Here is a 23210-nt window from a genome sequence, read left to right on the forward strand (position 1 = left end):
GTCAGCCCTCGCGCGCCCTGCGGCGCAGTCGCGCCTCCAGCTGGGCCTCGGCCAGCAGCGCCCTCATGCGCATCAGCACGACCGCGGCGAACAGCAGCGAGAAGCCGAGCGTCGCGACCAGCAGCGGCCACAGGAACGCCGGGGCCATCGCCGATCCCCCCGTCGTGATGCTGGGCGGCTGGTGGATCGAGGACCACCAGAGCACCGAATAATGGATCACCGGCACGTTGATCACGCCGACGATGCCGAAGATCGCCGGTATCCGCGAAGGCGCCCCGTCGCGCGCCGCAGCCCCGGCGAGTGCCATGTAGCCGAAATAGAGGAACAGCAGGACCAGCATGCTGGTCAGGCGGCCATCCCATTCCCACCAGGTGCCCCACGCCGGCCGGCCCCAGAGCGATCCGGTGGCCAGGCACAGCGCGGTGAACACAGCGCCGGGAAGCGCCGCGGCGCGGCCGGCAATTGCGGCCAGCGGATGCCGCCAGACCAGTTCCGCCACGCTGGCGCCCGCGACGGCGGTCCACCCCGCCATGCCGAGCCACGCTGTCGGAACGTGAATGAACAGGATGCGCACGGTTTCTCCCTGCAGGCGCTCTGCCGGGGCCGCGAGGATTCCCCACGCCAGCGCCCCTCCCGCAAGCACCAGACCCAGGCCAAGAAGCCAGGGGGTCAGCGGGCGAGCAATGCTCAGGAAGCGCGTGGGATTGGCAAAGCCGTGCATCGGATAACCGTCGTCGCCGCTTTGGCAGCCCCCGGCGAGTGCGGCAAGGGGCCGGTGAGGCTATTCACCGGCGCGGCATCAACGCCCGATCAGTTTCTGCGCCATGCGGTCGGCGACCTGGTCCGACGAAACGCCGGTGCGGTCGCTCTCTTCCCAGATCGCGTTCAACCGGTCCGGGATGTGCGCGATGCGCTTGCGCACCTCGTTGATGTCGCACGGCTCGCCGTTCGTGCGGGCGAGATATTCCAGCGTCACGGAGATGATGCCGCCTGCATTGATCACATAGTCAGGGGCGTAGAGGATTCCGCGTTCGGCCAGCAGCTTGCCATGCTCGGCGCGGGCAAGCTGGTTGTTCGCGCCGCCAGCAACGATCGCGCAGTCGAGCCGGGCGATGCCCCCCTCGTCGAGGATCGCGCCGAGCGCGTTCGGGCTGAACACGTCGCAGGCGACGGACATGATCTGCTCGGGAGCGACCGCCTCACCGCCGACTTCCTTGGCGAGCGCCCCGGCGCGCGCCTCGTCGACATCGGCGACCACCAGCCGGGCGCCGTCCTTGGCGAGCAGCCGCGCGACGCCGCCGCCGACGCTCCCGGTGCCCTGCAGGGCGATCGTGACGCCGGCAAGGCTGTTCTTGCCGAGCTTGTGCGCGACCGCTGCCTTGATCCCGTGGTAGATGCCCATCGCGGTAAAAGGCCCGGGATCGCCGCCCGCCTGACCCTCTCCGACGGGCAAGCCCGAAACATAGCCAGTGCGCTGCGAAACGGCGACCATGTCGGCTTCGCTTATGCCCACGTCCTCGGCGGTCACGTACTTGCCGCCAAGGGCCTCGACCGCATCGCCGAACGCGGCCAGCATCTCGGGCGTCTTGGCCCGGTTCCGGTCGGCCAGGATGACCGCCTTGCCCCCGCCCATCGGCAGGCCGGCCATGGCGTTCTTGTAGCTCATCCCCCGGCTCAGGCGGAGCGCATCGCGCATCGCGTCGGCAGGCTCGGCATAGTGCCAGAAACGCGTGCCGCCGGCGCCGGGCCCGAGGTGGGTCGAGTGCAGCGCGATGATCGCGGTGAGGCCCGACCTCGCGTCGCGAACCAGCTGAACCAGTTCATGGTCGTCGAAATCCGCGTGGGTCCAGAAAGCGGTCATGAAAGTCCCCGAATGGCGCTCGGCTATCGCGCTGGAATCGCTTGACAACGCATGGGGAGAATGGGGCGATCGAGGGGTCTCGAACCCCCGACCTCCGGTACCACAAACCGGCGCTCTAACCAACTGAGCTACGATCGCCACACGCCCCCGGCATGCCGTGATGGGGGGCCATGATAGCCGCGAAAGGAACCGTCAAGGCGGTTACCGCGCGGGCGAGGGCCTGTTGCACAAGGCCGCCGGTTTGGGAAGCGAAAACTGCGCTGTCCTGCCGGGTGCGCAAGATTGTTTCGCGCGCATGTTTGACCTACCATCGCCCGATGGTCGCTCCCGGCGAATCTTCGGCCCAAGTCCTGATGGAAACGCCCGGAATGCGGCGCGCGCCGTTCCCCAAGCTGGAGCTGTTCCAGCTGCGCGGATTCCTCCCTCCACCCTTGTGCGAAGACCTGATCGCCCTGATCGACGCCAACCGGCGCCCGTCAACCATCGCCGATCCCAACGGCGACCACTATTTCCGCACCAGCGAAACCTGCGACCTCGACCCGGCAGAGTCCTCGGTCAGCGAGCTCGAGGCACGGCTCATGGCCCTCAACGGGATCGACCCGGCCCACGGCGAACCGGTGCAGGGCCAGCGGTATGCCGTGGGGCAGGAATTCAAGCCGCACACCGACTACTTCGAGCCGGGGGGCGCGGACTACGCTCGCTACTGCGCGATTGCCGGCCAGCGGACCTGGACCTTCATGATCTACCTCAACGCGGTCGAGGCGGGCGGCGGCACCCGCTTCGGCGTGCCGAAAAAGATCATCCACCCCGAACCGGGCAAGCTCCTGGCCTGGAACAACCGTCGAGCCGACGGGCAGCCGAATCCCAACACGCTCCACCACGGCATGAAGGTCCGCCAGGGCGTCAAATACGTGATCACGAAGTGGTATCGCGAGAAGCCTTGGGGATGAAACGACAAAGGGCGGCCCCGCGGGACCGCCCTTTCGAAAACTACAATCGCAGACCGGCTTACTTCTTGAGGGTGAGCCCGCCGAAGCGCTGGTTGAACTTGGCCACGCGGCCGCCTTCGGACACCTGCTGCTTGCCGCCGGTCCAGGCGGGGTGGCTCGTCGGGTCGATGTCGAGCGCGAGCACGTCGCCCTCGGCGCCCCAGGTCGAGCGGGTCTGGAACTCGGTACCGTCGGTCATCTTGACGGTGATCATGTGGTAGTCGGGGTGACCTTCGGTCTTCATCGCGTGTCTCCGTAGCCTCGGAACGGTTCCGACCGGTCCAGCTGTTGGTGGGAAAGGCGCGCCCCTAGCGACGGGGACGCGATTTGGCAAGCGGCGATCAGTCCTTCGGCGGATCGGCGATCATCGCGGTGAACTCGACCTCGCAGGTCGTGTTGCCCTCGACGCTCGCACGGCCTTTGAACTTGCACACCCGGCTCGACTTGCGGGTGAACTCGACCTCGAGGTCGAGCAGACAGCCGGGCTCCACCGGCGCGCGGAACTTGGCGTTCTCGATCGCCATGAAGATGACGAGCTTGCCCGATCCCGCCAGCTCGAAGCTCTCGATCCCGAGAACGCCCGCGGCCTGCGCGAGCGCCTCGATCTGGAGCACGCCCGGCATGATCGGGCGTCCGGGAAAATGGCCCTGGAAGAACTGCTCGTTGAAGGAAACCGCCTTCACCGCGTGGATCCGGGTCCCCAGCTCGATCGACCTGACGCGGTCGACCAGCAGAAGCGGATAGCGGTGCGGCAGGGCCTTGAGCACCTTGAGGATGTCGTACGCACCCGTATCCGGGCTGCCTGCTGTGTCCTCGCTCATCGGCCCTGCCCCCTGCTTGCGGATCAGCGGCCGCCGGCGGCCGGCGGGTTGGTCGCCGGGGTCTGGCCCTGGGCAGCGGCCTGCGCCGCCTGCTGCTCGCGCACCTGGCGCGGCACCCAGCCCTGCGGAGGGACGAGCTGTGCGGTCGGCAGCAGCGCATTGAGCTCGTTAAGCACGTCCTGCGTCATGTTGTAGGCCGCGTCGGCGTACAGCACCGCGCCCTGCGTCGGATCGAGGATCAGCTGCACGTTCTTCTTCTTGGCGGCGGCCTGCACCGCGGCGTCGAGCTTGTCCTCGATCTGCTCGGTCACATAGGCCTCGCTCAGCGCGACCGGCTGGATCAGCTGCTGGAGTTCCTGCTGGCCCGACTGCTGGATCTGCTGGATCGCCGCCGCCTGCTGCTGCAGCGCCGGGTTGTTCGGGTTGGCCTGGCGGTCCTTGTTGAACTTGTCGACCAGCGGCTGGAGCTGCGCCGAAATGGCGGCACGGCGCGCTTCGGCCTGGTCGATCTGCGGCTTGTAGGTGACCGGACGCTGCTGCTGCGCGACCTTGTAGGCGTTGGAATTGGCGACCACCGCCGGAAGGCTGACGACGCCGATGCCCTTGACGACCTGCGCGGCGGCAGGCGCCGCGGCGATCGGCGAAAGGGTGGCGAAGGCGACGCTTGCTGCGAGCAGGCTCTTCGAGAAATTGGTCATCAGAATTGGGTTCCTACGTTGAACGTGAAGCGCTTGGTGTCATCACCGGGCTGCTTCAACAGGACTTGGGCAAAATCGATCCTGAACGGACCGAAGGGTGAATTCCAGTTGACCCCGATGCCCACCGAAACGCGCGGGCTGGGGCTGTCGCCCAGATAGACTTCCTGGAAGGGCGGAACGTTGCTGATCAGCGCCGTGTTGGCCGAACCGTCAGGCGCGGTCGGGGACGTGACCAGGGTGGTGGTGGTGCTGCCGTCGGGGTTTATGACGGTCTGGGTAAACAGCGGATCGCCGTTCGCGTCGCGCTGTGGGAAGTCGATTCCGCCGGGGAACGGGCTGTTCGACAGCACCGGCCTGCGGCCGCCCCACAACGCGCCGACGTCGACGAACATCGAGGGGCGCAGACCCAGCTCCTTGACCCCGCTGCCAAGTGGAATCTCGAGCTCGGCGCGGCCGAGATAGTAGAACTTTCCGCCCAGCGCATCATCCGACACCCGGTTGCGATCGGTGATGACAAGCGGATCGGGGTTCGTCGCGTCCGCGCTGTCGGGATCCGGGACGATCGGCTGGCGCAGGACGCGCGGGCCGACGCCGCGGATGTCGAAGCCGCGGATCTGCGGTTCGCCGAGGAAGAAGCGATCGGTCAGCTGGACGTTGCCGCCGCTGAGCGCCTCGATCACGCCACCTTCGGCCTGCAGCGAGAAGATGAAGCCCTTGCCGAGCGGGAAATACTGGGCCGCCCTGCCGCGCAGGCGGGCGTATTTCACCGAACCGCCGAGACCCGCGAATTCGCCGGTGATCGAGGCCGAACGACCGCGCGTGGGACGCAGCCGGCTGTCGAGCGAATCGTAGGCGAAGGTCAGCCCGAGGATCGAGCTCGTGCGGTCGCCCACCGCCTCGCACAGGTAACGCCCGGCCAGCAGCGGATCGCAGGTCAGGTTCGGCGGGTCGAGACGGTTCGAGAAGAACTGGTTCTTGTCGAGCGTGACCTCGTCGAAGTTCAGCGTGTAGCTGCCGATCAGCGAGGTGTACTCGGTCAGCGGCACGCCCAGCCGGAGCTGGCCGCCCGTGGTGGTCTGCTGGAAGGTCGTGTTGCGATTGCTGTTGAGGTAGTTGAAGCTGTTGAGGTCGCGCCGGTAGATGTCGATCCCGGCCGAGATGTTGCGATCAAAGACGTAGGGCTCCGAGAAGCTCAGGTTCGCGCTCTTCGAATAGCGCGAATAGTTCACGCCCGCGCCCACGGTCTGGCCGCGGCCGCGGAAGTTGCGCTGCTGGATCGAGGCAGCGAGGATGAAGCTTTCGATCGACGAGAAGCCGGCGGAAAGCTGGAGCTGGCCGGTCGCCTGCTCCTCGACGTTGGCCTCGAGCGCGATGCGGTCGGGAGTCGTGCCTTCCTTCTGCGAGATCTCGAAGTTCTCCTGGAAGAACCCGAGCGACTTGATGCGATTTTCCGACCGCTTGACCTGCAGCGTGTTGAACGCATCGCCCTCGACAAGGCGGAACTCGCGCCGGATGACCTTGTCCTGCGTCAGCGTGTTGCCGTTCACGTCGACCCGCTCGACGTAGACCCGCGGGGCCTCGCGCAGGACGAACGAGACGTTCATCGTCAGGCTGTCCTTGTCGCGGCGGAAGCGCGGCTCGACCTCGGCGAAGGCATACCCGAACGTGCCGGCCAGTTCCTTGAACTGTTCCGACGTGTCCTCGACCAGCTTGGCGTCGTACCAGTCGCCCTGCTTCATCGGGAGGTTGCGGGTCAGCGCATCGCTCGAAAAATCGCGCAGCTCGCTCTGAACCTCGACGTCGCCGAACTTGTAGCGCGGGCCTTCCTCGACGACGTAGGTGATGATGAAATCGCGCTTGTCGGGGGTAAGCTCCGCCACCGCCGACACGACCCGGAAATCGGCATAGCCCTGGGTCAGGTAGAACTGGCGCAGCTTCTGCTGGTCGAATGCCAGGCGATCGGGATCGTAGCTGGTGCGGGACGACAGGAAGCTCGACAGGCGGGCCTGCTTGGTCAGCATCTCGCCGCGCAGCTCGCCGTCGGAAAACGCCTCGTTGCCGATGATGTTGATCTGGCGAACCTTGGACTTGGGTCCCTCGTTGATCTCGAACACCACGTCGACGCGGTTCTGCGACAGCTCGACCATCTTCGGCTCGACCGTCGCGGCGAAGCGGCCCTGCCGCTTGTAGAGTTCGACGATGCGGGCAACGTCGGCACGAACCTTCGAGCGGGTGAAGATCTGCCGCGGTGCGAGCTTGATCTCGGGCAGGATCTTGTCGTTCTTGATCCGCTTGTTGCCTTCCAGCACGATGCGGTTGATCACCGGGTTCTCGACCACGGTGATGACGACGTCGCCGTTGTTGTTGACGATGCTGGCACTGGCGAACAGTTCGGTCGCGTAGAGGTCCTTGAGCGCCTGGTCGGCCGCGGCCTGGGTATAGACCTGGCCGGTCCGCAGGCGGATGTACGACACGATGGTCTGCGGCTCTAGGCGTTCGGCCCCGGCGACGGCGATCGTGCGGATCACGTCGGCCTGGGGCGCGGCGCCGTTCGCCGCAGGGGCGGCTGGCGCAGGCGCATCCTGGGCCATCGCGGCCACAGGCATGCCCGCAAGCATCGTTCCGCACAGAAGCGACAGGCCCAGCTTCGCTGGCCCCGGCCGGCCCTTGTTACCGGCTGTATCGCGTGCCTTCATCGACGTGGGACTCCCGTCCAAAAAACAATCCATGTGCTCAGGTATGCTCCGTGTCGCCTGCTGCGGCACGGGCGGACGAGCGAGTGGCCGCCCTTGCCCGATACCCGGTCCCCGATCAAGCGGTGGAAGGCCTCTTGTGCCCTGCGAACTCCCGTGGCGCGCCCGATCCCTCGACTGAGCCCGCTATCGCCCGAAGACGGGCAATGACAGCAGGTCGTTGACCGTGACGAACAGCATCAGCGCGAGGATTACGGCCACGCCGGCACGGAACGCCAATTCCTGACCGCGCGGGCCGACCGGCTTTCGACGGACCGCTTCGGCCGCGTAGAAAGCCAGGTGCCCGCCGTCGAGGGCGGGAATTGGCAAGAGGTTGATGAACGCCAAGTTAAGCGAGATCAGCGCAGCGAAGCCGACGAAGGCTATCGGGCCGAGGCTGAGCTGCTCGCCCGAGAACTTGGCGATCTTGATCGGTCCGCCGAGTTCCTTGACCGACCGCTCGCCGGTGACGATCTGGCCGATCCCGGTGACCATCATCCGCACCAGGTCGGCGCACTCCTTGAAGCCCAGTCCGATGGATTCGAGCAGCCCGACCGGTTCATAGCGGATCGGGCTCGACCACACGCCCAGGCGACCGACGCGCGACTCGTTGCCGAAACGGTCGGTCTCGACCGCGCTGCCGATCGTGAGCGGAACGCGCAGTCGTTCGCCTTCGCGCTCGACCGCGATGACCACCGCCTTGCCAGGGTGCATCAGCACGCGCTCGGTGATGTCGCGGAACTCGGTCACCGGCGCCCCGTCGATGGCCACGATCCGGTCGCCCACCTGCATCCCGGCCGCTTCGGCAACCGATCCGGCCGCGAAGCGCTGGACCACGTTCGTCTCGGCCGGATCGACCTGGACCGGCTTGCCGATCGTCATGAAGAACGCCGCAAAGATCGCGACCGCCACGACGAGATTGGTGATCGGCCCGGCCGCCACGATCAGCGCGCGCTTCCACAGCGCGGCATGGTGAAAGCTGCCGTCACGCTCATCGGCGGGCATGGCAGCGATGGCGTCGGCATTGGGTATCGACGCCGGGTTCATGTCGCCCTTGAACTGGCAGTAGCCACCAAGCGGCAGCGCCGAGAGCTTCCAGCGCGTACCGCGCCGGTCGGTAAAGCCAGCGAGTTCCTTGCCGAAGCCGACCGAAAACGCCTCTACCCCGACGCCGAACAGCCGGCCCATCAGATAGTGGCCAAATTCATGGACAGTCACCAATGGACCGAGCAGCAGCACGAAACCGACGAGGTAGAACCAGAAGGGCGGCGATTCGATCAATTCAGGCAAGCTCCAGCAATTCTTCGGCGCGGGCCCGCGCCTCGCGATCGACCGCCAGCACTTCGTCGAGCGAGGCGGGCGGCGGCGGCAGGTCGCGAGACAGCACCCGCTCCACCGTTAGCGCAATCCGTGTGAACGCGATCTTTCCAGCCAGAAAGGCCGCGACGGCGGATTCGTTCGCCGCGTTCAGCACGGCAGGGGCAGCGCCGCCCGCCTGCGCCGCCTCGCGCGCAAGCCGGGTGGCAGGGAAGCGCGTTTCATCGGGCGCCTCAAAGGTCAGGCTGCCGAGCGCGACGAGGTCGAGCGGCGCCATCGGCGTCTCCATCCGCCGCGGCCATGCAAGGCACGAGGCGATGGGTACCCGCATGTCGCTCGGGCCAAGCTGGGCCAGCGTCGATCCATCGCGATATTCGACCATCGAGTGGATGACGCTCTGCGGATGGACGACGATGGCGATCTTCTCGAGCCCGACGGGAAAGAGATGATGCGCCTCGATGAATTCGAGCCCCTTGTTCATCATCGTCGCCGAATCGACGCTGATCTTGGCGCCCATGTCCCAGTTGGGATGCGCAACCGCCTGCCCGGGCGTGGCGGTTTCGATCCGCTCGCGCGACCAGGTCCGGAACGGCCCGCCACTAGCGGTCAGGGTGATCCGGCGGACGTCCTCGATCCGGTTGCCCGCAAGGCACTGGAAAATCGCGTTGTGCTCGCTGTCGACGGGCAGCAGGGTCGCGCCGTGCTTCACCACCGCGGCGGTCATCACCTCGCCGGCGGAAACGAGGGCTTCCTTGTTGGCGAGCGCGATGCTGCCGCCCTGCTCGATCGCCGCCATCGTGGGGGCGAGGCCGGCGCAGCCGACGATCGCCGCCACCGTCACGTCCGCACCGCGCGCGGCCGCGTCGATCAGCGCCGCCGGTCCGCCGGCCGCCTCGATCTGTGTCCCCCCCAGCGCCTCGCGCAGTGCGGGCAGCCGCGCCTCGTCCGCAACGACGGCGATTTCGGCGGAAAACTCGCGTGCCAGTGCCGCTAGCGCGTCGGCGTTGCCGTTCGCGGTCAGCGCGACCACCCGCCACGCCCCGCGATCGCGGCGCACGAGATCGAGGGTCGATGCCCCCACCGAGCCAGTCGCCCCGAGGATCGAGATCGATCGCATCAGGTTGCCATCGCCGCGGCGATCGCGCCGACGGCGATCGCCACCGGCAGCATCCCGTCGACCCGGTCGAACACGCCGCCGTGGCCCGGGATCAGCTTCGAGCTGTCCTTCACCCCCGCCCGGCGCTTGAGCCAGCTCTCGAAAAAATCACCCGCCTGTGCGAGCACGGCCAGGCCAGCGCCCAGCAGCGCGGCCGCGCCGAGGTTGCCGGGCGAGAGGGCAAGACCCAGTTCGAACCGCGGACCGGCGATGCCCCCATCGATCGCCACGACCCACAGCACGACCCACAGCGCCGCCCCCGCCATCCCGCCGACGAGGCCGGCCCAGGTCTTCGAGGGGCTGATCGACGGCGCGATCTTCGGGCCGCCGATCGCGCGGCCGGCGAAGTAGGCAAAGGTATCGGTGAACACGACCGTGCCCACGACCAGCACGATCAGGAAATCTCCGGCACCCGCAAGCACCGCGGCGGCCAGGCCGAAGTAGAGTGCGCCCGCGATGATCGCCGCCAGCCGGTACGGTACGTGCGCTGTCGCTCCCACCACGAGCAGCACGAACTCGGCGAACGCAACAAGGCTGACAAGGACGACGAACGTGTCAAACACCGTGCCCCCGGCGATCAGCGCGCCGATAGCCAGCGCCAGCATGACCACCGCCGACGCCAGCCGGACCGGCAGGTCGCTCTGCCTGGGCTTCGGCGCGGCGTCAGCGTCCGCCATAGCGTCTCTCCCTGCGCGCGAACGCGTCGAGCGCATCGTGCAGGTGCGCGGGCGTGAAGTCCGGCCACAGCACCTCGGTGAACATCATCTCCGCATAGGCGCACTGCCATAGCAGGAAATTCGACAGCCGTACCTCGCCGCTCGTGCGGATGAGCAGGTCAAGCGGGGGTAGCGGCGCGGTGTCGAGATGCCGCTCGATGGCCTCGGGCGTGATCTCGCCCTCCGCCGCGGCGCGTGCCGCCGCACGGGCGATCTCGCCTTGCGCGCCATAGTTCAGCGCGACCGCAAGCGTGCGCGAACCGCCCGCGGTTTTTGCGAGGGCATCCTCGAGCATCTCGACAATGTCGGGGGCCAGGGCTCGCCAGTCGCCCAGGATGTGCAGCTTCACATCATTGGCGATGAATTCGGGCAGGTCCGATTTCACGAACTTGCGCATGAGGTTCATGAGATCACCGACCTCGTCCTGGGGCCGGCGCCAGTTCTCGGTGCTGAAAGCGTACAGCGTCAGGCACTCCACGCTGGTGTCCTTGAGACCGCGGACCAGCTTGCGCACCGCCTCGACCCCGCGCTGGTGGCCGACCGCGCGCGGCAGGTGCCGGGCCTTCGCCCAGCGCCCGTTGCCGTCCATGATGATCGCGACGTGACGAGCCACTGCGTCAGCGTTCGCCATCAGGCCACTCCGGTCAACCGCCCGGTCACTGGGAAAGGATTTCCTTCTCCTTCGCCGCCGCCGCCTCGTCGGCGAGGCCGACGTACCTGTCGGTCAGCTTCTGGACCTCGTCCTCGCCGCGCTTGCGGTCGTCCTCGGAGATGTCCTTCTTCTTCTCGTCTTCCTTGAGCGCTTCCATCCCGTCGCGGCGGACGTTGCGAATGGCGATCTTGGCGTTCTCGGCATACTTGCCGGCGAGCTTGGCAAGTTCCTTGCGTCGTTCCTCGGTCAGGTCGGGGATCGGGAGGCGGATGGTCTGGCCGTCGATCATCGGGTTGAGGCCGAGGTTGGCGTGCGCGATGCCCTTTTCGACCGCAGTCAGGTTCGACTTGTCCCACACCTGCACGCTGAGCATCCGCGGCTCGGGCGCCGAGACGGTCGCCACCTGGTTCAGCGGCATCATCGCGCCGTAGACCTCGCACACGACGGGATCGAGCAGGCTGGTGTTGGCCCGGCCCGTGCGCAGGCCCTGCAGATCGCTTTTCAGCGAGTCCACCGCGCCCTGCATCCGCCGCTCGATGTCGGCCTTGTCGTACTTTGCCATGATCTAGCTTCCCTGCACTATCGTCTGGACGCCCTGCCCCTCCAGCACCTTCGCCAGGTTGCCCTGTTCGCGGATCGAGAAGACCACGATCGGGATGCCGTTGTCGCGGCACAGCGCGACGGCGGACGCGTCCATCACCTTGAGATTATCGGCCAGCACCTTGTCGTAGGTTACTGTATCGAAACGTTTTGCACTCGGATTTTTCTTCGGGTCGCTGTCGTAGACCCCGTCGACGCTGGTACCCTTGAGCAGTGCGTCGCACTTCATCTCGGCCGCGCGCAGCGCCGCGCCGCTGTCGGTCGTGAAATAGGGTGCGCCGACGCCGGCCGCGAAGATCACCACCCGGCCCTTTTCGAGGTGGCGTTCGGCGCGGCGGCGGATCACCGGCTCGCAGACCTTGTCCATCTCGATCGCCGACTGCACGCGCGTCGCCACGCCGAGCTGCTCGAGCGCGCTTTGCATCGCAAGCGCGTTCATCACCGTGGCGAGCATCCCCATGTAGTCGGCCTGCGCGCGGTCCATGCCCTGTGCCGCGCCCGCCATGCCGCGAAAGATGTTGCCGCCGCCGATGACGAGGCAGACCTCGAGCCCGGTGTCCTTTGCGGCCTTCACCTCTTTGGCCAGTTCCATGACGAACGACGGATCGATGCCGAACTGCTGGCCACCCATGAGCACTTCGCCCGAGAGCTTCAGCAGGACGCGTTTGTATCTCGGTGTAGCCACGGGAGGGCGAAATCCTTACGGTCGGCGGGAATGGAGGCTCCCTTAGCGAGCAACCGTCAGGGGCGCAAAGGGAAAGCCTGTCGGAAGGGGGAAGCACCGATGCGCCGTTGGATGATCGCGCTGGCCGCGGCTGCGCTCGTGCTGGTGGTGGCCGTCTTCCTGCTCCAGAAGGACATCGGCGAATGGCTGTACGATCGCGCGGTCGGCGAGCGCATCGCCGCTGCGCCGCTGGCCGCCGCGACGGGACTCACCGTGGGCCTGTGCGGGACCGGATCGCCGATGCCGGGGACGGATCGCGCGGGGGCCTGCACCGTGGTCCTGGCAGGCGACCAGGTGATCCTCGTCGATGCGGGCGAAGGGGCTGCGCGGAACCTCGCCCGCATGGGCGTCGATCCCGGCCGCGTGAGCGCGGTTTTCCTGACCCATTTCCATTCCGACCACATCGATGGCCTCGGACCGCTGAACCTGCTGCACTGGACCGGCAAGCGCGACCGCGTGCCCCTGCCGCTGATCGGCCCACCGGGAGTCGAGACGGTCGCGGCCGGTTTCAACGGGGCCTATGCCCTCGATCACGGATACCGGGTGGCGCACCATGGCGATCGAATCGCCCCCGCGACCGGCGGGACACTGCTGGCACAGCCGTTCGCCCTGCCCGCCCGCCCCCAGGTCGTCTTCGAGCGCGCGGGCCTGCGCGTCACCGCGTTCGCCGTCGATCATCGTCCCGTCGCGCCCGCCGTCGGCTATCGGATCGACCACCGGGGACGCTCGGTCGTCGTCAGCGGCGACACCGCGCAATCCGCCTCCCTCGAGCGGGTCGCAAGCGGCGCGGACCTGCTCGTCCACGAGGCGCTCCAGCCCCGCATGGTCGCCAGCCTGACCCGTGCGCTCGAGAAAGCCGGACGTGTCCACACGGCGCAGATCACGCGCGACATCCTGACGTATCATGCGACGCCCGCCAAAGCTGCCGAAAGCGCGCAGCGCGCTCGGGTGCGCCAGCTCGTCCTGACGCACCTCATCCCGCCGCTTCCCCGGGCGTACTTCTACCCTGCGTTCCTCGGCGAGGCGTCCGAGCGATTCGACGGTCCGATCATCGTCGGCGACGACGGCCTGGTGTTCGACCTGCCGGCCGGCTCGCGCGAGATCCACCGGTCAAACCGCTTCTGACCGGAGATGCGAAAACGGCCGCCGGATCGCTCCGGCGGCCGTTATCGGTTCAGGCGGGGAAAGGGGGTTCAGCCCTTGACCGCTGCGGCCACCTCGGCGGCGAAGTCGGTTTCTTCCTTCTCGATCCCTTCGCCGAGCTGGAAGCGGACGTAGTCCTTCAGCGTGATCGGCGCGCCGGCTTCCTTGCCGGCCTTCGCCACGACTTCGCTGATGGGGGTCTTGTTGTCCATCACGAACACCTGGCTGAGCAGCGCGTTCTCCTTGGCGAACTTGGCGATCGCACCGTCGACCATCTTGGCCTGGACTTCCGCCGGCTTGCCGCTTTCGGCGGCCTTCTCGGCGGCGACCTTGCGCTCGCGCTCGATCACTTCGGCGTCGAGACCGTCGGCGTCGAGCGCCTGCGGGAACGCGGCGGCGATGTGCATCGCGAGCTGCTTGCCCAGCGCCTCGAGCGCGCCCTTGTCGGCGGTCGATTCGAGCGCGACGAGCACGCCGATCTTGCCGAGGTTCGGCGCGGCGGCGTTGTGCATGTAGGGGACCACGACGCCGTCCGAGACCGAGACGTGCTTGAGGCGGCGGATCTGCTGGTTCTCGCCGATCGTGGCGACGTTGTCGGTGAGCTTGTCGGCAACGGTGCCCCCGTCGGGATAGGCCGCGCCCTTTAGCGCCTCGACGTCGTCCGAACCCTGCGCCAGCGCGACTTCGGTCACCTTGCGGACGAAGTCCTGGAACTTGTCGTTCTTGGCGACGAAGTCGGTTTCCGAGTTCACCTCGACCGCGACGCCGCGGGTGCCTTCGACGGCCACGCCAACGAGGCCCTCGGCCGCGGTGCGGCTGGACTTCTTGGCGGCGGTGGCCAGACCCTTGGCGCGCAGCGCGTCGACCGCGGCCTCGATGTCGCCGTTCGAAGCCTCGAGGGCCTTCTTGGCGTCCATCATGCCCGCGCCGGTCTTCTCGCGCAGGTTCTTCACGTCGGCGGCGGTGAAAGCAGCCATGGTACAATTCCTTCTTGAAAGCGGTGCGGCGCCGGGTGGTAAGGCCCGGCGCCTGGTATCAGGTACTCGGGAAGCCGATCAGGCTTCGGTGGCGGCTTCGGCGGCCGCGGCTTCGGCCGGCGGCTCGGCCATCGCGCCGACGTCTTCGCCCGAATCGATCGTGGCCTTGCCCTTGCCGGTCGAGGCCGCTTCGGCGACCGCGTCGCAGTAGAGGCGGACGGCGCGCGCGGCGTCGTCGTTGCCCGGGATCGGGAAGGCGATGCCGGTCGGATCGACGTTCGAATCGAGCACCGCGACGACCGGGATGCCGAGCACGCCGGCTTCCTTGATCGCGAGGTCTTCCTTGTTCGCGTCGATCACGAACATCACGTCGGGAATGCCGCCCATGTCACGGATGCCGCCGAGCGACAGTTCGAGCTTGTCGCGCTCGCGGGTGAGCTGGAGGATTTCCTTCTTGGTCAGGCCCGAGGTGTCGCCCGAGAGCTGTTCCTCGAGGCTCTTGAGCCGGCGGATCGAGCCCGAGATGGTCTTCCAGTTGGTCAGCATCCCGCCGAGCCAGCGGTGGTTGACGAAGTGCTGGCCGGACCGGCGCGCGGCCTCGGCGATCGGCTCCTGCGCCTGGCGCTTGGTGCCGACGAACAGCACCTTGCCGCCCGAACGCACGGTGTCCTGGATGAAGTCGAGCGCACGCGCCATCAGCGGCACGGTCTGCGACAGATCGATGATGTGAACCCCATTGCGGGCGCCGAAGATGTACGGCTTCATCCGCGGGTTCCAGCGGTGGGTCTGGTGGCCGAAGTGTGCGCCGGCCTCGATCAATTGCTGCATGGTGACGGTCGGGGCCGCCATAGGTAATTCCTTTCCGGTTGAGCCTCTGGAGAACTGGAACCGTGCGGAGATCCCGCAGCCGGCACCGGTATGTGGCGCTCTCCATGTGGATTTGCCCGTCCTGTCGGCCCGCCGGAACGGCAGGATTCGGAACGAACGGCGGCGCCCTTAGCGTCCGCGGGGCGAGAAATCCACCCTCAATTCGTCGCGAGGAATGCGAATCCCGTCGCGAATTCGCTTGACTAGGAGGAACAAATAGGGAACAAACAACCCGTCGCGGGAACGTCTCGCGGCTTGGTGGTTTCCACCAGTTGTCCACAGGCTGTCAACACGCCTGTGCCGCTTCGAGGGTTCCGACTGATGACTGCCATCCTGCTCACCCTGCTGTTCGCAACCGTCGCCGTGGCGAGCGCGCTCACCCTTGCCGACGCAGTCGTGCGGGGCCGAGCCGCCGTTCGGCGGGTTCGCGCAGAGCTGTCACGGTGCGATGCGATGCGCACGGTCACGATGACTGTCGACGGCGCGCCAGGCGCGCGGATGCCTGCCCTGCGCCCCGCGCCAGTTAATGCAGTTCGCTCGTCGCAGCGTCGAACGGCGCGGGCACCGGCCCCGCGGCGCGTTGCCGCCTGATCTTCGCATAGCGCAGGATCGACCACGGCATCGTCGCCAGGTACACCAGGCAGATCACCGCCAGCGTCCACCACGGTTCGAGCAGCAGCGCCGCAAAGACCATTCCGACCACTGCAATCACGCCCAGCCGCACGTCACGCCGCGGACGCATCCGCCCCCAGCTCAGCGTCGCCAGGTTCGAGATCATCAGGAATGCCACGAACGCGGTCCACGGCGCCACCACCAGCGGATCGCGGAAGGTTTCATCGCCGGTAGCCATCCACAGGTAGACCGGGAGGAATGCCAGGCCCGCCCCCACCGGGGCCGGCACGCCGGTCAGGAAACCGGCCGACTTGTGCGGCTGGTCCTTCACGTCGATCTGGGCATTGAACCGCGCGAGGCGAAGGGCGCCGGAAATCGCGAAGGCGAGCGCGGCGAACCATCCGATCCGGGACAGGTCGCCGAGCGACCAGAGAAACAGGATCAGCGCCGGGGCCGTACCAAAGCTGAGCGAATCGGCCAGGCTGTCGAGCTCGGCCCCAAAGCGCGACTGCGCCTTGAGCAGGCGTGCGGCACGCCCGTCGATCCCGTCGAGCACGCCTGCAAGGATGATCGCGATCACCGCCTCGCGCCACATCCCGTCGATCGCGAAGCGTATCCCGGTGAGACCCGAACACAGCGCCGCGGCAGTGATCGCATTGGGCAGCACCGCCCGCATCGGCAGGCCCTGGCTTCGTCCCTGCGGGCGAAGCGGCGTCTCGTCCTCGGCCGCCTTGGGCCCGATGCGCGGCTCGTCGGGCATTACTGGCTGACCCCTTCGATGAGTTGCTGCGTGCCGGCTTCGGCGAGCACGGTTTCACCTGCGACGACGGTCTGCCCCAGCACGACCCGGGCGGCCGTCCCTGCCGGCAAGTAGACGTCGACGCGGCTGCCGAAGCGGATCAGGCCGATTCGCTGGCCGCTCGCCACGAGGTCGCCGGGCTTCACGAACGGCACGATCCGCCGCGCTACGAGGCCGGCGATCTGGGTGAAGCCGATCAGTAGGCCATCGGGACGCTCGATCAGCAGATGCTGGCGCTCGTTGTCCTCGCTCGCCTTGTCGAGATCGGCGTTCATGAACTTGCCGGGGATGTAGACCAGCCGCTTCACCGTTCCGCCGATCGGCGCCCGGTTAATGTGCACGTCGAACGCCGACATGAAGATCGAGATGCGGGTCACCGGCCCCGACGACAGGCCGCGGGTGCCGCTCCCGTCGTCGATGGTCAGCTCCTTGGGCGGCTCGACCTCCGCGATCAGCGAGACGAGGCCGTCGGCGGGCGAGACGATCAGGTCGTCCCCCTGCGGCACCACGCGCTCGGGATCGCGAAAGAAGGCGAGGATGCCGATCGTCAGGAATGCGAGCGGCCAGGCCAGCGTTTCCCACGCCAGAAGCGCGGTCACCAGACTGGCGGCGGCGGCGATCAGGGCAAACTTGCGACCTTCGGGATGGACCGGCGGCAACCGCCAATGCGCGTCCCCCCGGCCCCTGTTGTCGAGTATTTCTCCGGCCATGGGCCGAAGGCTTAGGTGCTGGGCTCGCCAGTCACAAGCGAAACCGGCTCATGTCGCCTTGCGCACGAATACGGTTCCAGCCGAATACCCCGCCCCGAACGAACAGATGAGCCCGATGTCGCCATAGGCCAGATCGGCCGAATGCTTGTGGAAGGCGATGATCGACCCCGCGCTGGAGGTATTGGCATAGGTGTCGAGCACGGTCGGGCTTTCGTCGGCGGTCGCTTCGTGCCCGAGCACCTTCTGCGCGATCAGCCGGTTCATGCCCGCGTTGGCCTGGTGGAGCCAGAGCCGGCGCAGGGACGCGGGTTCGATGCCGAGCCGCTCGGCCTCCTCGCAGATCATCGCGGCAACCATCGGGACCACTTCCTTGAACACCTTGCGCCCTTCCTGGACGAACAGCTTGTCTGGTCCGTCGCGGGTTTCGGGCGCGGTGCGGTTGAGAAAGCCGAAGTTGTTGCGGATGTTGTTCGAGAAGACGGTCTTCAGCTTCGTGCCGAGGATGTCCCAGTGATCGACCGGAGCGATCTCGGCGTCCTCGACCAGCACCGCGGTCGCCACGTCGCCGAAAATGAAATGACTGTCCCGGTCGCGCCAGTTGAGGTGGCCGCTGGTGATCTCCGGGCTGACGACAAGCACGCTGCGCGCGTTGCCTGCCCGGATGTAATCTGCGGCCGTCTGGATGCCGAAGGTCGCCGACGAGCACGCCACGTTCATGTCGAACCCAAAACCCTCGACGCCGAGCGCATGCTGGATTTCGATTGCCATCGCGGGATAGGCGCGCTGCATGTTCGACGCCGCGCACAGGACTGCATCGACGTCTTCCGCCTCGCGCCCTGCCCGTTCGAGCGCCTCGCGCGCGGCCGCGACACCGATCTCCGCCATGATCGACAGCTCCTCGTTCCCGCGCTCGGGTATTCGCGGGCACATCGTCGCCGGATCGAGCACGTTCGCCTTGTCGACGACATGGCGCGCCTTGATCCCGCTCGCCTTTTCGATGAATTCCACCGAACTGGGTTCCAGCGCGGCGACCTCTCCGGCGGCGATCGCTTCCGCGTTGTCAGCATTGTGCCGCGCGACGTAGGCATTGAAACTCTCGACGAGTTCCTCGTTCGTGATGGTCTGCGCAGGTGTGAACAGGCCGGTGGCCGAAATGACGGGACGGGGCATGGCCGCCGATTAGGCGCGCGCGCGCCGGCCGACAAGAGACGGTGGCACGACGCCCTGCTTGCCCGGGGGTGCGGCGGAAGCCGGCGAGGGTCAGGGCTTCGACCGCGCAGCCTCGCTCGCGTCGCGGATGGACTTGAACTCGGACCCAGCCTTCCAGCCCGGCCAGCGATCCGAGTTGGCCAGTTCGGCGCCGATGTCGCGGAACAGCGCGATGTCCTGCACCGCGCCGGCCAGGTTCCATTCCTCGCTCCACGCGTCGCAGGCGGCATGATAGCAGGTGCCGGTGTAGGCATCGACCCATGCCTGCCCAGCGGCGGTGCCGCCTTCGACAAGATCGGACGCGCCGGCAATTCCCATCAGCAGGAGCACCGGCACCCCGCGCTTGGCGAGGCTGAAGTGGTCCGCGCGATAGAACAGCCCGCGCTCTGGCAGGCTTTCCTCGCTCACCGTGCGTCCCTGCGCGTCGGCAAAGCGCGCAAGGTCGTCCTCTAGCGTGGTCTGCCCCTTGCCGACGAGGATGACGTCCCGCGCGCGACCGGCGGTCTGCAGGATGTCGATCGCGAAGTTGGCGACCGTCGTGTCGAGCGGGTAGACCGGGTTGGCCGCGTAGTACTCGGAACCCAGCAAGCCGCGTTCCTCGGCGGTCCAGAACGCAAAGACGACGCTCCGCTCGGGCGCGGGCGCCGCCCGGAACGACCGCGCGATCTCGAGCAGCGCGGCCACGCCCAGCGCGTCGTCGTTCGCACCGGCACGGTAAATCCGCCCCTGCGCGTCAGGTTCGCCAGCGCCGTAGGCGTCCCAGTGGGCGCCGTACATCACGACCTCGTCCGGACGCGCCGCGCCGGGGATCCGCGCCAGCACGTTCTGGCTCCGGACCACTTCCTGCTTCACCGGGAACGAGGCGGAAAAGGTCGTCTTCAGGTCGACCGGCCTGAAGTCCTTGCGCCGTGCGGCCGCGCTCAACTTCGCAAGATCGTACCCGGCATCGGAAAACAGCGCCCGGGCGGTTTCGCCGCTGATCCACCCCTGCAGGGCGAGGCTGGTCACTTTGCCGGGATCGCGCACGACATCGTAGTTTTCGCCGCCGGGACTCCTGATCACGTTCCATCCGTAACCGGCGGCGGCCGTCTCGTGCACGATCAGCGCGCCGACCGCGCCGCGCCGCGCGGCCTCCTCGAACTTGTAGGTCCAGCGGCCGTAGTAGGTCATCGTGCGCCCGCCAAATGTCCCGGCGACAGGCTCGCCCTTGGCCGCGTGGAAATCGGGATCGTTGACCAGGAATACGGCTACCTTGCCTTTGAGGTCGATGCCCTTGAAGTCATCCCAGCCGCGCTCGGGCGCGTTGACCCCGTAGCCGACGAAGACCAGCGGCGCCTCTGCGATCTCGACCGCGTCGGAGGGTTGCAGCGTCGAAAGATAGACGTCGTCCGGAAAGGCCAGCGGACGGATCTTTTCCCCGTGCCTGAACGCGAGGGCCCGCGGCGCGCCGAGCCGGGTGTGCAGAAGCGGCACGACCTGGGTCCAGGACCCGTCCCTGCCGCCAGGGTCCAGCCCCAGCGCCTGGAGGCGGCCGATCAGATAGCCGACCGTCCGTTCCTCGCCGGCCGTCCCCGGCGCGCGCCCCTCGAACTGGTCGGAGGCGAGCGTGCGCACCGATTCCGCCAACCTGCCTGCTTCGATGGGCGTGTCCGGCATCGCTGGCTCGTGCGCCAGGGCCGGCGCAGCAACAAGAAGGGGCACGGCGGCCAGCAAGCGGGCGATCATCGCAATCTCCAGGGTCCGGGACGAGGCGCAAGCCTAGCCGGGTGAAAACCGCTTGCAACCCCTGCACCGCCGCCCGGCGCTCGTGCCGCTTCTGTGGCGATCCGCATGTAAAAGGCCCCGCCTCACTCGATGGAAGGCGGGGCCACTGTTTGGGGTCGTCCCGTCCACGGAACGCGGCGCTTGTACGGCTCGGTACGCGGCGGCACAATTTTCGAAAGTTAGCAAAATGCGCGGCGAAGCGGATTTCTGTGGTCGTGCGCGTGCGCTTCGCCTCCGTCCGGCTGCCGCCCGATAAATGGCTTTCCTGTCCTCCGGCAGGCGGGACGGGTGCGTTGCCGGGCGCAGACCCCGTGGTCAGCGGCGGGCGCTTCCAGTGACCAGTTCGCTACCGCGCCGCAGCCGCCGTAATAGCGGTAGATGATCTTCCCGTACGCTCGGTGCCAAGGGCCGCCCAGTTCGCAACTGCCCAGTTCGCAAAGGGAGGTGACCATTCTCGGGAGTTGGGTGGTGGACAGGGCTGGATTCGAACCAGCGTACGCTTGCGCGGGCAGATTTACAGTCTGCTGCCTTTAACCACTCGGCCACCTGTCCACACAGGGCCTGCCGCTTCCGTTACAGATGAGCCCCGCGAGGGGCCGGCCGGCCGAGGAAGGCGCGCAATGGCGAAGTGGCGCTTGCCTGTCAATGGCCCTGCTGGCAGGGCCGCAGCATGGCGAAAGGCGAACGAAAACGCGCGATGCGCGGACGCGCGGGACGGATGCAGGGCGGACGCGGCTCGGGCCGCGCAAGCAGCGGGCAGGTGCGCCTGTGGGGCCGCCACGCGGTCGAGGCGGCGCTCAAGAATCCCGACCGCAGCCACCGCAAGCTGTGGGCCACCCGCGAGGGCGTCGCCTCGCTCGACGGCGAACTGCCGCCTGATTTCCCGGTCGAATGGGCCGATGGTGCCGATCTCGCCCGCCTCGTCGCGCGCGACGCCCCGCACCAGGGTCTGGTGCTGGAGTGCGCACCGCTCGACGACGTCTTCCTCGAGGACGTGATCGGAGACAGCGATGCGCCGGTCCTCGTTCTCGACCAGGTGACCGACCCGCACAACGTGGGCGCAATCCTGCGCTCAGCGGCGGCCTTCGGCGCGGCGGCGGTCGTCACTCAGGATCGCCATGCCCCCCCCGAATCGGGCACGCTCGCCAAGTCGGCGAGCGGCGCACTCGAGATCGTCCCGTGGGTGCGCGTCGTGAACCTGGCGCGCGCGCTCGATGACCTCGCCGAGGCGGGATACTGGCGGATCGGCCTCGCCGGCGAAGCGGAGGCGACGCTGGCCGAAGCGATGCCCGCCGGCCGTGTCGCGCTGGTCCTGGGCGCCGAGGGCGAAGGAATGCGGCACAACATTGCCGCCCATTGCGACGCGCTGGCCAAGCTGCCGATCTCGAACGCGATCGAGAGCCTGAACGTATCGAACGCCGCAGCGATCGCACTGTATGCAATTGCCGCGCGATCCGGCTGAAGCAGACAGAAATGGGGGGAAAGATGAAACGGAAATCGCCGATGCGCCGACTGGCCGAGGGCGCACTCGTCGCCGCCGTGGCCGCATTGCTGAGCGGGTGCCTGCTGTGGCCCGGCCAGTTTTCCGCGACGCTCGATCTCCGCCGCGACGGCACCTTCACCTATACCTATGACGGCGAAATCTACCTGATGGCGCTGAGCAAGCTCGCGCAGATGGGGAGCGGGATGCAGGCGGACGAGACGTTCGAGCCTGAACCCTGCTTCGACGACGACTCTTTCGAAGAGCGCGACTGCACCGGAGACGAGCTCGCCGCGCAACGCCGGACGTGGGACGAATCGCAGGCCGAACGCGCGGAGAGGAAGAAGCGGGAAGCCGACGCGGCGCGCGCGATGCTGGGCGGCCTCGATCCGGCGGATCCCGCGGCAGCGGAGGAACTGGCCGCAAGGTTGCGGCGCCAGGCTGGCTGGAAGGAGGTGACCAGCAAGGGGGACGGCCGGTTCGACGTGCGTTTCGCGCTGACCGGCAAGATCGAGCACGACTTCCTGTTTCCGACGATCGAAGGCTTCCCGATGGTGAACAGCTTTGTGGCGGTCACCCGGCGGGTGGACGGGACAATCCGCGTGGATGCACCCGGCTTCGCCCCGCAAGCGAGTGGCAATCCCTTCCAGAGCCTGATCGCCGGAATGGGCGGAATGCCCCTGCCTGCGGGCGATGGCAACGAGACCGGCCCCGCGATCCCGCGGACCGAAGGAACCTTTACCATCACCACCGATGGCGAAATCCTCGCCAACAACACGGACGAAGGCGCCCGCCCGGTCGCAGCCGGAAGGGCGCTGTCGTGGCCGGTCAACGTGCGGACGAAAGCCGCACCGACCGCGCTGATCCGGATCGACTGACTGGCAGAGAAACGAGGGCGGCGATCCGGTAGCGGCGCCGCCTGGCGATCAGTTCACCGAGTCCTTCAGAACCTTGCCGGCCTTGAACTTGGGCTGATTCGACGCCTTGATCTTCATCGGCTCGCCCGTACGCGGATTGCGGCCGGTCGAGGCCTTGCGGCGGGCAACGGTAAAGGTCCCGAAACCGACCAGCCGCACTTCGTCGCCCTTCTTGAGCGCTGCGGTGATCGCATCAAACACACCTTCGACAGCACTGGCCGCATCGCTCTTGGAGAGCCCCGCGGTTTCGGCGACCGATCCGATGAGATCGTTCTTGTTCATTCCTTCCCCCTTGCTGTTGCGCGCGACCGCAGACGACTCCGCAGAATCGCCTCGATGATGAAAGGCCCGAATTGAATGGCTTTTGGGCTGCAAGTCAAAGACTAATCCGGTCGGTTCGCGCGCCACACCGCACGACTTGTCCCATCGTGGTCCAAAACGCGGGGATTCTGCCGCCGACGCCGCG

At 67.3% G+C, this 23210-nt stretch carries 23 protein-coding genes and 2 tRNA genes; 4 read left to right on the forward strand and 21 right to left on the reverse strand.

Annotated elements, in window-relative coordinates; all coding sequences use genetic code 11:
- Window position 1: 1 nt before the first annotated feature.
- The 3 genes from ccmC to N0B51_RS12220 all read right to left on the reverse strand — a co-directional run bounded on the left by ccmC (window position 2) and on the right by N0B51_RS12220 (window position 1999).
- Window positions 2–721: a heme ABC transporter permease CcmC gene (gene ccmC / locus N0B51_RS12210; protein ID WP_259962685.1), complete on the reverse strand. Its 720-nt coding sequence runs from the start codon at window positions 719–721 to the stop codon at window positions 2–4.
- 78 nt (window positions 722–799) lie between these two features.
- Window positions 800–1861, reverse strand: a complete 1062-nt coding sequence (locus N0B51_RS12215; protein WP_259962686.1) for a Glu/Leu/Phe/Val family dehydrogenase — start codon at window positions 1859–1861, stop codon at window positions 800–802.
- Between the two features lie 61 nt (window positions 1862–1922).
- Window positions 1923–1999: transfer RNA gene (locus tag N0B51_RS12220), tRNA-His, on the reverse strand.
- Window positions 2000–2178: 179 nt separating this feature from the next.
- Here N0B51_RS12220 and N0B51_RS12225 point away from each other — a divergent pair.
- Window positions 2179–2811, forward strand: coding sequence for a prolyl hydroxylase family protein (locus tag N0B51_RS12225; protein ID WP_259962687.1), 633 nt, complete (start codon window positions 2179–2181; stop codon window positions 2809–2811).
- 58 nt (window positions 2812–2869) lie between these two features.
- On the opposite strand, the gene rpmE is transcribed toward N0B51_RS12225, so the two are convergent.
- The 10 genes from rpmE to pyrH all read right to left on the reverse strand — a co-directional run bounded on the left by rpmE (window position 2870) and on the right by pyrH (window position 12227).
- Window positions 2870–3094 carry a 50S ribosomal protein L31 gene (gene rpmE / locus N0B51_RS12230; protein ID WP_259962688.1) on the reverse strand — a complete coding sequence of 75 codons (225 nt, stop codon included), beginning with the start codon at window positions 3092–3094 and terminating at the stop codon, window positions 2870–2872.
- A gap of 97 nt (window positions 3095–3191) precedes the next feature.
- Window positions 3192–3671, reverse strand: a complete 480-nt coding sequence (fabZ, locus tag N0B51_RS12235) for a 3-hydroxyacyl-ACP dehydratase FabZ (RefSeq protein WP_259962690.1) — start codon at window positions 3669–3671, stop codon at window positions 3192–3194.
- Window positions 3672–3694: 23 nt separating this feature from the next.
- On the reverse strand, window positions 3695–4369 hold the full coding sequence (locus N0B51_RS12240; RefSeq protein WP_259962691.1) for an OmpH family outer membrane protein: 675 nt from the start codon (window positions 4367–4369) through the stop codon (window positions 3695–3697).
- Window positions 4369–7065, reverse strand: coding sequence for an outer membrane protein assembly factor BamA (gene bamA, locus N0B51_RS12245; RefSeq protein WP_259962693.1), 2697 nt, complete (start codon window positions 7063–7065; stop codon window positions 4369–4371). The genes N0B51_RS12240 and bamA overlap by 1 nt, the downstream gene beginning before the upstream one ends.
- A 183-nt stretch (window positions 7066–7248) precedes the next feature.
- Window positions 7249–8382, reverse strand: coding sequence for an RIP metalloprotease RseP (gene rseP / locus N0B51_RS12250; RefSeq protein WP_259962883.1), 1134 nt, complete (start codon window positions 8380–8382; stop codon window positions 7249–7251).
- 1 nt (window position 8383) lies between these two features.
- Complete coding sequence (locus tag N0B51_RS12255; protein WP_259962695.1) at window positions 8384–9535, reverse strand: 1-deoxy-D-xylulose-5-phosphate reductoisomerase; 1152 nt, start codon at window positions 9533–9535, stop codon at window positions 8384–8386.
- Window positions 9535–10251, reverse strand: a complete 717-nt coding sequence (locus N0B51_RS12260) for a phosphatidate cytidylyltransferase (protein ID WP_259962696.1) — start codon at window positions 10249–10251, stop codon at window positions 9535–9537. The genes N0B51_RS12255 and N0B51_RS12260 overlap by 1 nt, the downstream gene beginning before the upstream one ends.
- Complete coding sequence (gene uppS / locus N0B51_RS12265; protein ID WP_259962697.1) at window positions 10238–10921, reverse strand: polyprenyl diphosphate synthase; 684 nt, start codon at window positions 10919–10921, stop codon at window positions 10238–10240. The genes N0B51_RS12260 and uppS overlap by 14 nt, the downstream gene beginning before the upstream one ends.
- 25 nt (window positions 10922–10946) lie before the next feature.
- Window positions 10947–11504 carry a ribosome recycling factor gene (gene frr / locus N0B51_RS12270; protein ID WP_259962698.1) on the reverse strand — a complete coding sequence of 186 codons (558 nt, stop codon included), beginning with the start codon at window positions 11502–11504 and terminating at the stop codon, window positions 10947–10949.
- A gap of 3 nt (window positions 11505–11507) precedes the next feature.
- A complete protein-coding gene (gene pyrH, locus N0B51_RS12275; RefSeq protein ID WP_259962699.1) occupies window positions 11508–12227 on the reverse strand; it encodes a UMP kinase in 720 nt (239 codons plus the stop codon).
- 99 nt (window positions 12228–12326) lie between these two features.
- Here pyrH and N0B51_RS12280 point away from each other — a divergent pair, with 99 nt between their 5' ends.
- Complete coding sequence (locus N0B51_RS12280) at window positions 12327–13391, forward strand: MBL fold metallo-hydrolase (RefSeq protein ID WP_259962700.1); 1065 nt, start codon at window positions 12327–12329, stop codon at window positions 13389–13391.
- 68 nt (window positions 13392–13459) lie between these two features.
- Here N0B51_RS12280 and tsf read toward each other — a convergent pair whose 3' ends face one another.
- The 7 genes from tsf to N0B51_RS12315 form a co-directional block, all read right to left on the reverse strand.
- Window positions 13460–14386, reverse strand: coding sequence for a translation elongation factor Ts (tsf, locus tag N0B51_RS12285; RefSeq protein ID WP_259962701.1), 927 nt, complete (start codon window positions 14384–14386; stop codon window positions 13460–13462).
- Window positions 14387–14464: 78 nt separating this feature from the next.
- Window positions 14465–15235, reverse strand: coding sequence for a 30S ribosomal protein S2 (gene rpsB, locus N0B51_RS12290; protein ID WP_259962702.1), 771 nt, complete (start codon window positions 15233–15235; stop codon window positions 14465–14467).
- 541 nt (window positions 15236–15776) lie between these two features.
- Window positions 15777–16625, reverse strand: a complete 849-nt coding sequence (locus N0B51_RS12295; RefSeq protein ID WP_259962703.1) for a CDP-alcohol phosphatidyltransferase family protein — start codon at window positions 16623–16625, stop codon at window positions 15777–15779.
- Window positions 16625–17374 carry a phosphatidylserine decarboxylase gene (locus tag N0B51_RS12300; protein ID WP_259962704.1) on the reverse strand — a complete coding sequence of 250 codons (750 nt, stop codon included), beginning with the start codon at window positions 17372–17374 and terminating at the stop codon, window positions 16625–16627. Before N0B51_RS12300 ends, N0B51_RS12295 begins: the two co-directional genes overlap by 1 nt.
- A 48-nt stretch (window positions 17375–17422) precedes the next feature.
- The gene (locus N0B51_RS12305) at window positions 17423–18544 is read right to left on the reverse strand and encodes a beta-ketoacyl-ACP synthase III (protein ID WP_259962705.1); all 1122 of its coding nucleotides are present in this window, start codon (window positions 18542–18544) and stop codon (window positions 17423–17425) included.
- A 90-nt stretch (window positions 18545–18634) separates the two neighbouring features.
- Window positions 18635–20308, reverse strand: coding sequence for a M28 family metallopeptidase (locus N0B51_RS12310; protein WP_259962706.1), 1674 nt, complete (start codon window positions 20306–20308; stop codon window positions 18635–18637).
- Between the two features lie 505 nt (window positions 20309–20813).
- Window positions 20814–20899: transfer RNA gene (locus N0B51_RS12315), tRNA-Tyr, on the reverse strand.
- Between the two features lie 118 nt (window positions 20900–21017).
- Between N0B51_RS12315 and rlmB the strand changes: the two genes are divergently transcribed.
- On the forward strand, window positions 21018–21809 hold the full coding sequence (rlmB, locus tag N0B51_RS12320; RefSeq protein WP_259962707.1) for a 23S rRNA (guanosine(2251)-2'-O)-methyltransferase RlmB: 792 nt from the start codon (window positions 21018–21020) through the stop codon (window positions 21807–21809).
- A gap of 23 nt (window positions 21810–21832) precedes the next feature.
- A complete protein-coding gene (locus N0B51_RS12325) occupies window positions 21833–22705 on the forward strand; it encodes a hypothetical protein (protein WP_259962708.1) in 873 nt (290 codons plus the stop codon).
- Window positions 22706–22753: 48 nt separating this feature from the next.
- Here the strand turns inward: N0B51_RS12325 and N0B51_RS12330 are convergent, their stop codons facing one another.
- Window positions 22754–23152, reverse strand: a complete 399-nt coding sequence (locus tag N0B51_RS12330) for an HU family DNA-binding protein (RefSeq protein ID WP_259962709.1) — start codon at window positions 23150–23152, stop codon at window positions 22754–22756.
- Window positions 23153–23210: the final 58 nt, after the last annotated feature.

The organism is Tsuneonella litorea (genome assembly GCF_025154015.1).
Classification (GTDB): Bacteria; Pseudomonadota; Alphaproteobacteria; order Sphingomonadales; family Sphingomonadaceae; genus Tsuneonella; species Tsuneonella litorea.

Coding starts and splice junctions, on each gene's coding strand:
- ccmC (WP_259962685.1), bottom strand. CDS start 721: ATGCACGGCTTTGCCAATCCCACGCGCTTCCTGAGCATTGCTCGCCCG.
- N0B51_RS12215 (WP_259962686.1), bottom strand. CDS start 1,861: ATGACCGCTTTCTGGACCCACGCGGATTTCGACGACCATGAACTGGTT.
- N0B51_RS12225 (WP_259962687.1), top strand. CDS start 2,179: ATGGTCGCTCCCGGCGAATCTTCGGCCCAAGTCCTGATGGAAACGCCC.
- rpmE (WP_259962688.1), bottom strand. CDS start 3,094: ATGAAGACCGAAGGTCACCCCGACTACCACATGATCACCGTCAAGATG.
- fabZ (WP_259962690.1), bottom strand. CDS start 3,671: ATGAGCGAGGACACAGCAGGCAGCCCGGATACGGGTGCGTACGACATC.
- N0B51_RS12240 (WP_259962691.1), bottom strand. CDS start 4,369: ATGACCAATTTCTCGAAGAGCCTGCTCGCAGCAAGCGTCGCCTTCGCC.
- bamA (WP_259962693.1), bottom strand. CDS start 7,065: ATGAAGGCACGCGATACAGCCGGTAACAAGGGCCGGCCGGGGCCAGCG.
- N0B51_RS12255 (WP_259962695.1), bottom strand. CDS start 9,535: ATGCGATCGATCTCGATCCTCGGGGCGACTGGCTCGGTGGGGGCATCG.
- N0B51_RS12260 (WP_259962696.1), bottom strand. CDS start 10,251: ATGGCGGACGCTGACGCCGCGCCGAAGCCCAGGCAGAGCGACCTGCCG.
- uppS (WP_259962697.1), bottom strand. CDS start 10,921: ATGGCGAACGCTGACGCAGTGGCTCGTCACGTCGCGATCATCATGGAC.
- frr (WP_259962698.1), bottom strand. CDS start 11,504: ATGGCAAAGTACGACAAGGCCGACATCGAGCGGCGGATGCAGGGCGCG.
- N0B51_RS12280 (WP_259962700.1), top strand. CDS start 12,327: ATGCGCCGTTGGATGATCGCGCTGGCCGCGGCTGCGCTCGTGCTGGTG.
- tsf (WP_259962701.1), bottom strand. CDS start 14,386: ATGGCTGCTTTCACCGCCGCCGACGTGAAGAACCTGCGCGAGAAGACC.
- rpsB (WP_259962702.1), bottom strand. CDS start 15,235: ATGGCGGCCCCGACCGTCACCATGCAGCAATTGATCGAGGCCGGCGCA.
- N0B51_RS12295 (WP_259962703.1), bottom strand. CDS start 16,625: ATGCCCGACGAGCCGCGCATCGGGCCCAAGGCGGCCGAGGACGAGACG.
- N0B51_RS12300 (WP_259962704.1), bottom strand. CDS start 17,374: ATGGCCGGAGAAATACTCGACAACAGGGGCCGGGGGGACGCGCATTGG.
- N0B51_RS12305 (WP_259962705.1), bottom strand. CDS start 18,544: ATGCCCCGTCCCGTCATTTCGGCCACCGGCCTGTTCACACCTGCGCAG.
- N0B51_RS12310 (WP_259962706.1), bottom strand. CDS start 20,308: ATGATCGCCCGCTTGCTGGCCGCCGTGCCCCTTCTTGTTGCTGCGCCG.
- rlmB (WP_259962707.1), top strand. CDS start 21,018: ATGGCGAAAGGCGAACGAAAACGCGCGATGCGCGGACGCGCGGGACGG.
- N0B51_RS12325 (WP_259962708.1), top strand. CDS start 21,833: ATGAAACGGAAATCGCCGATGCGCCGACTGGCCGAGGGCGCACTCGTC.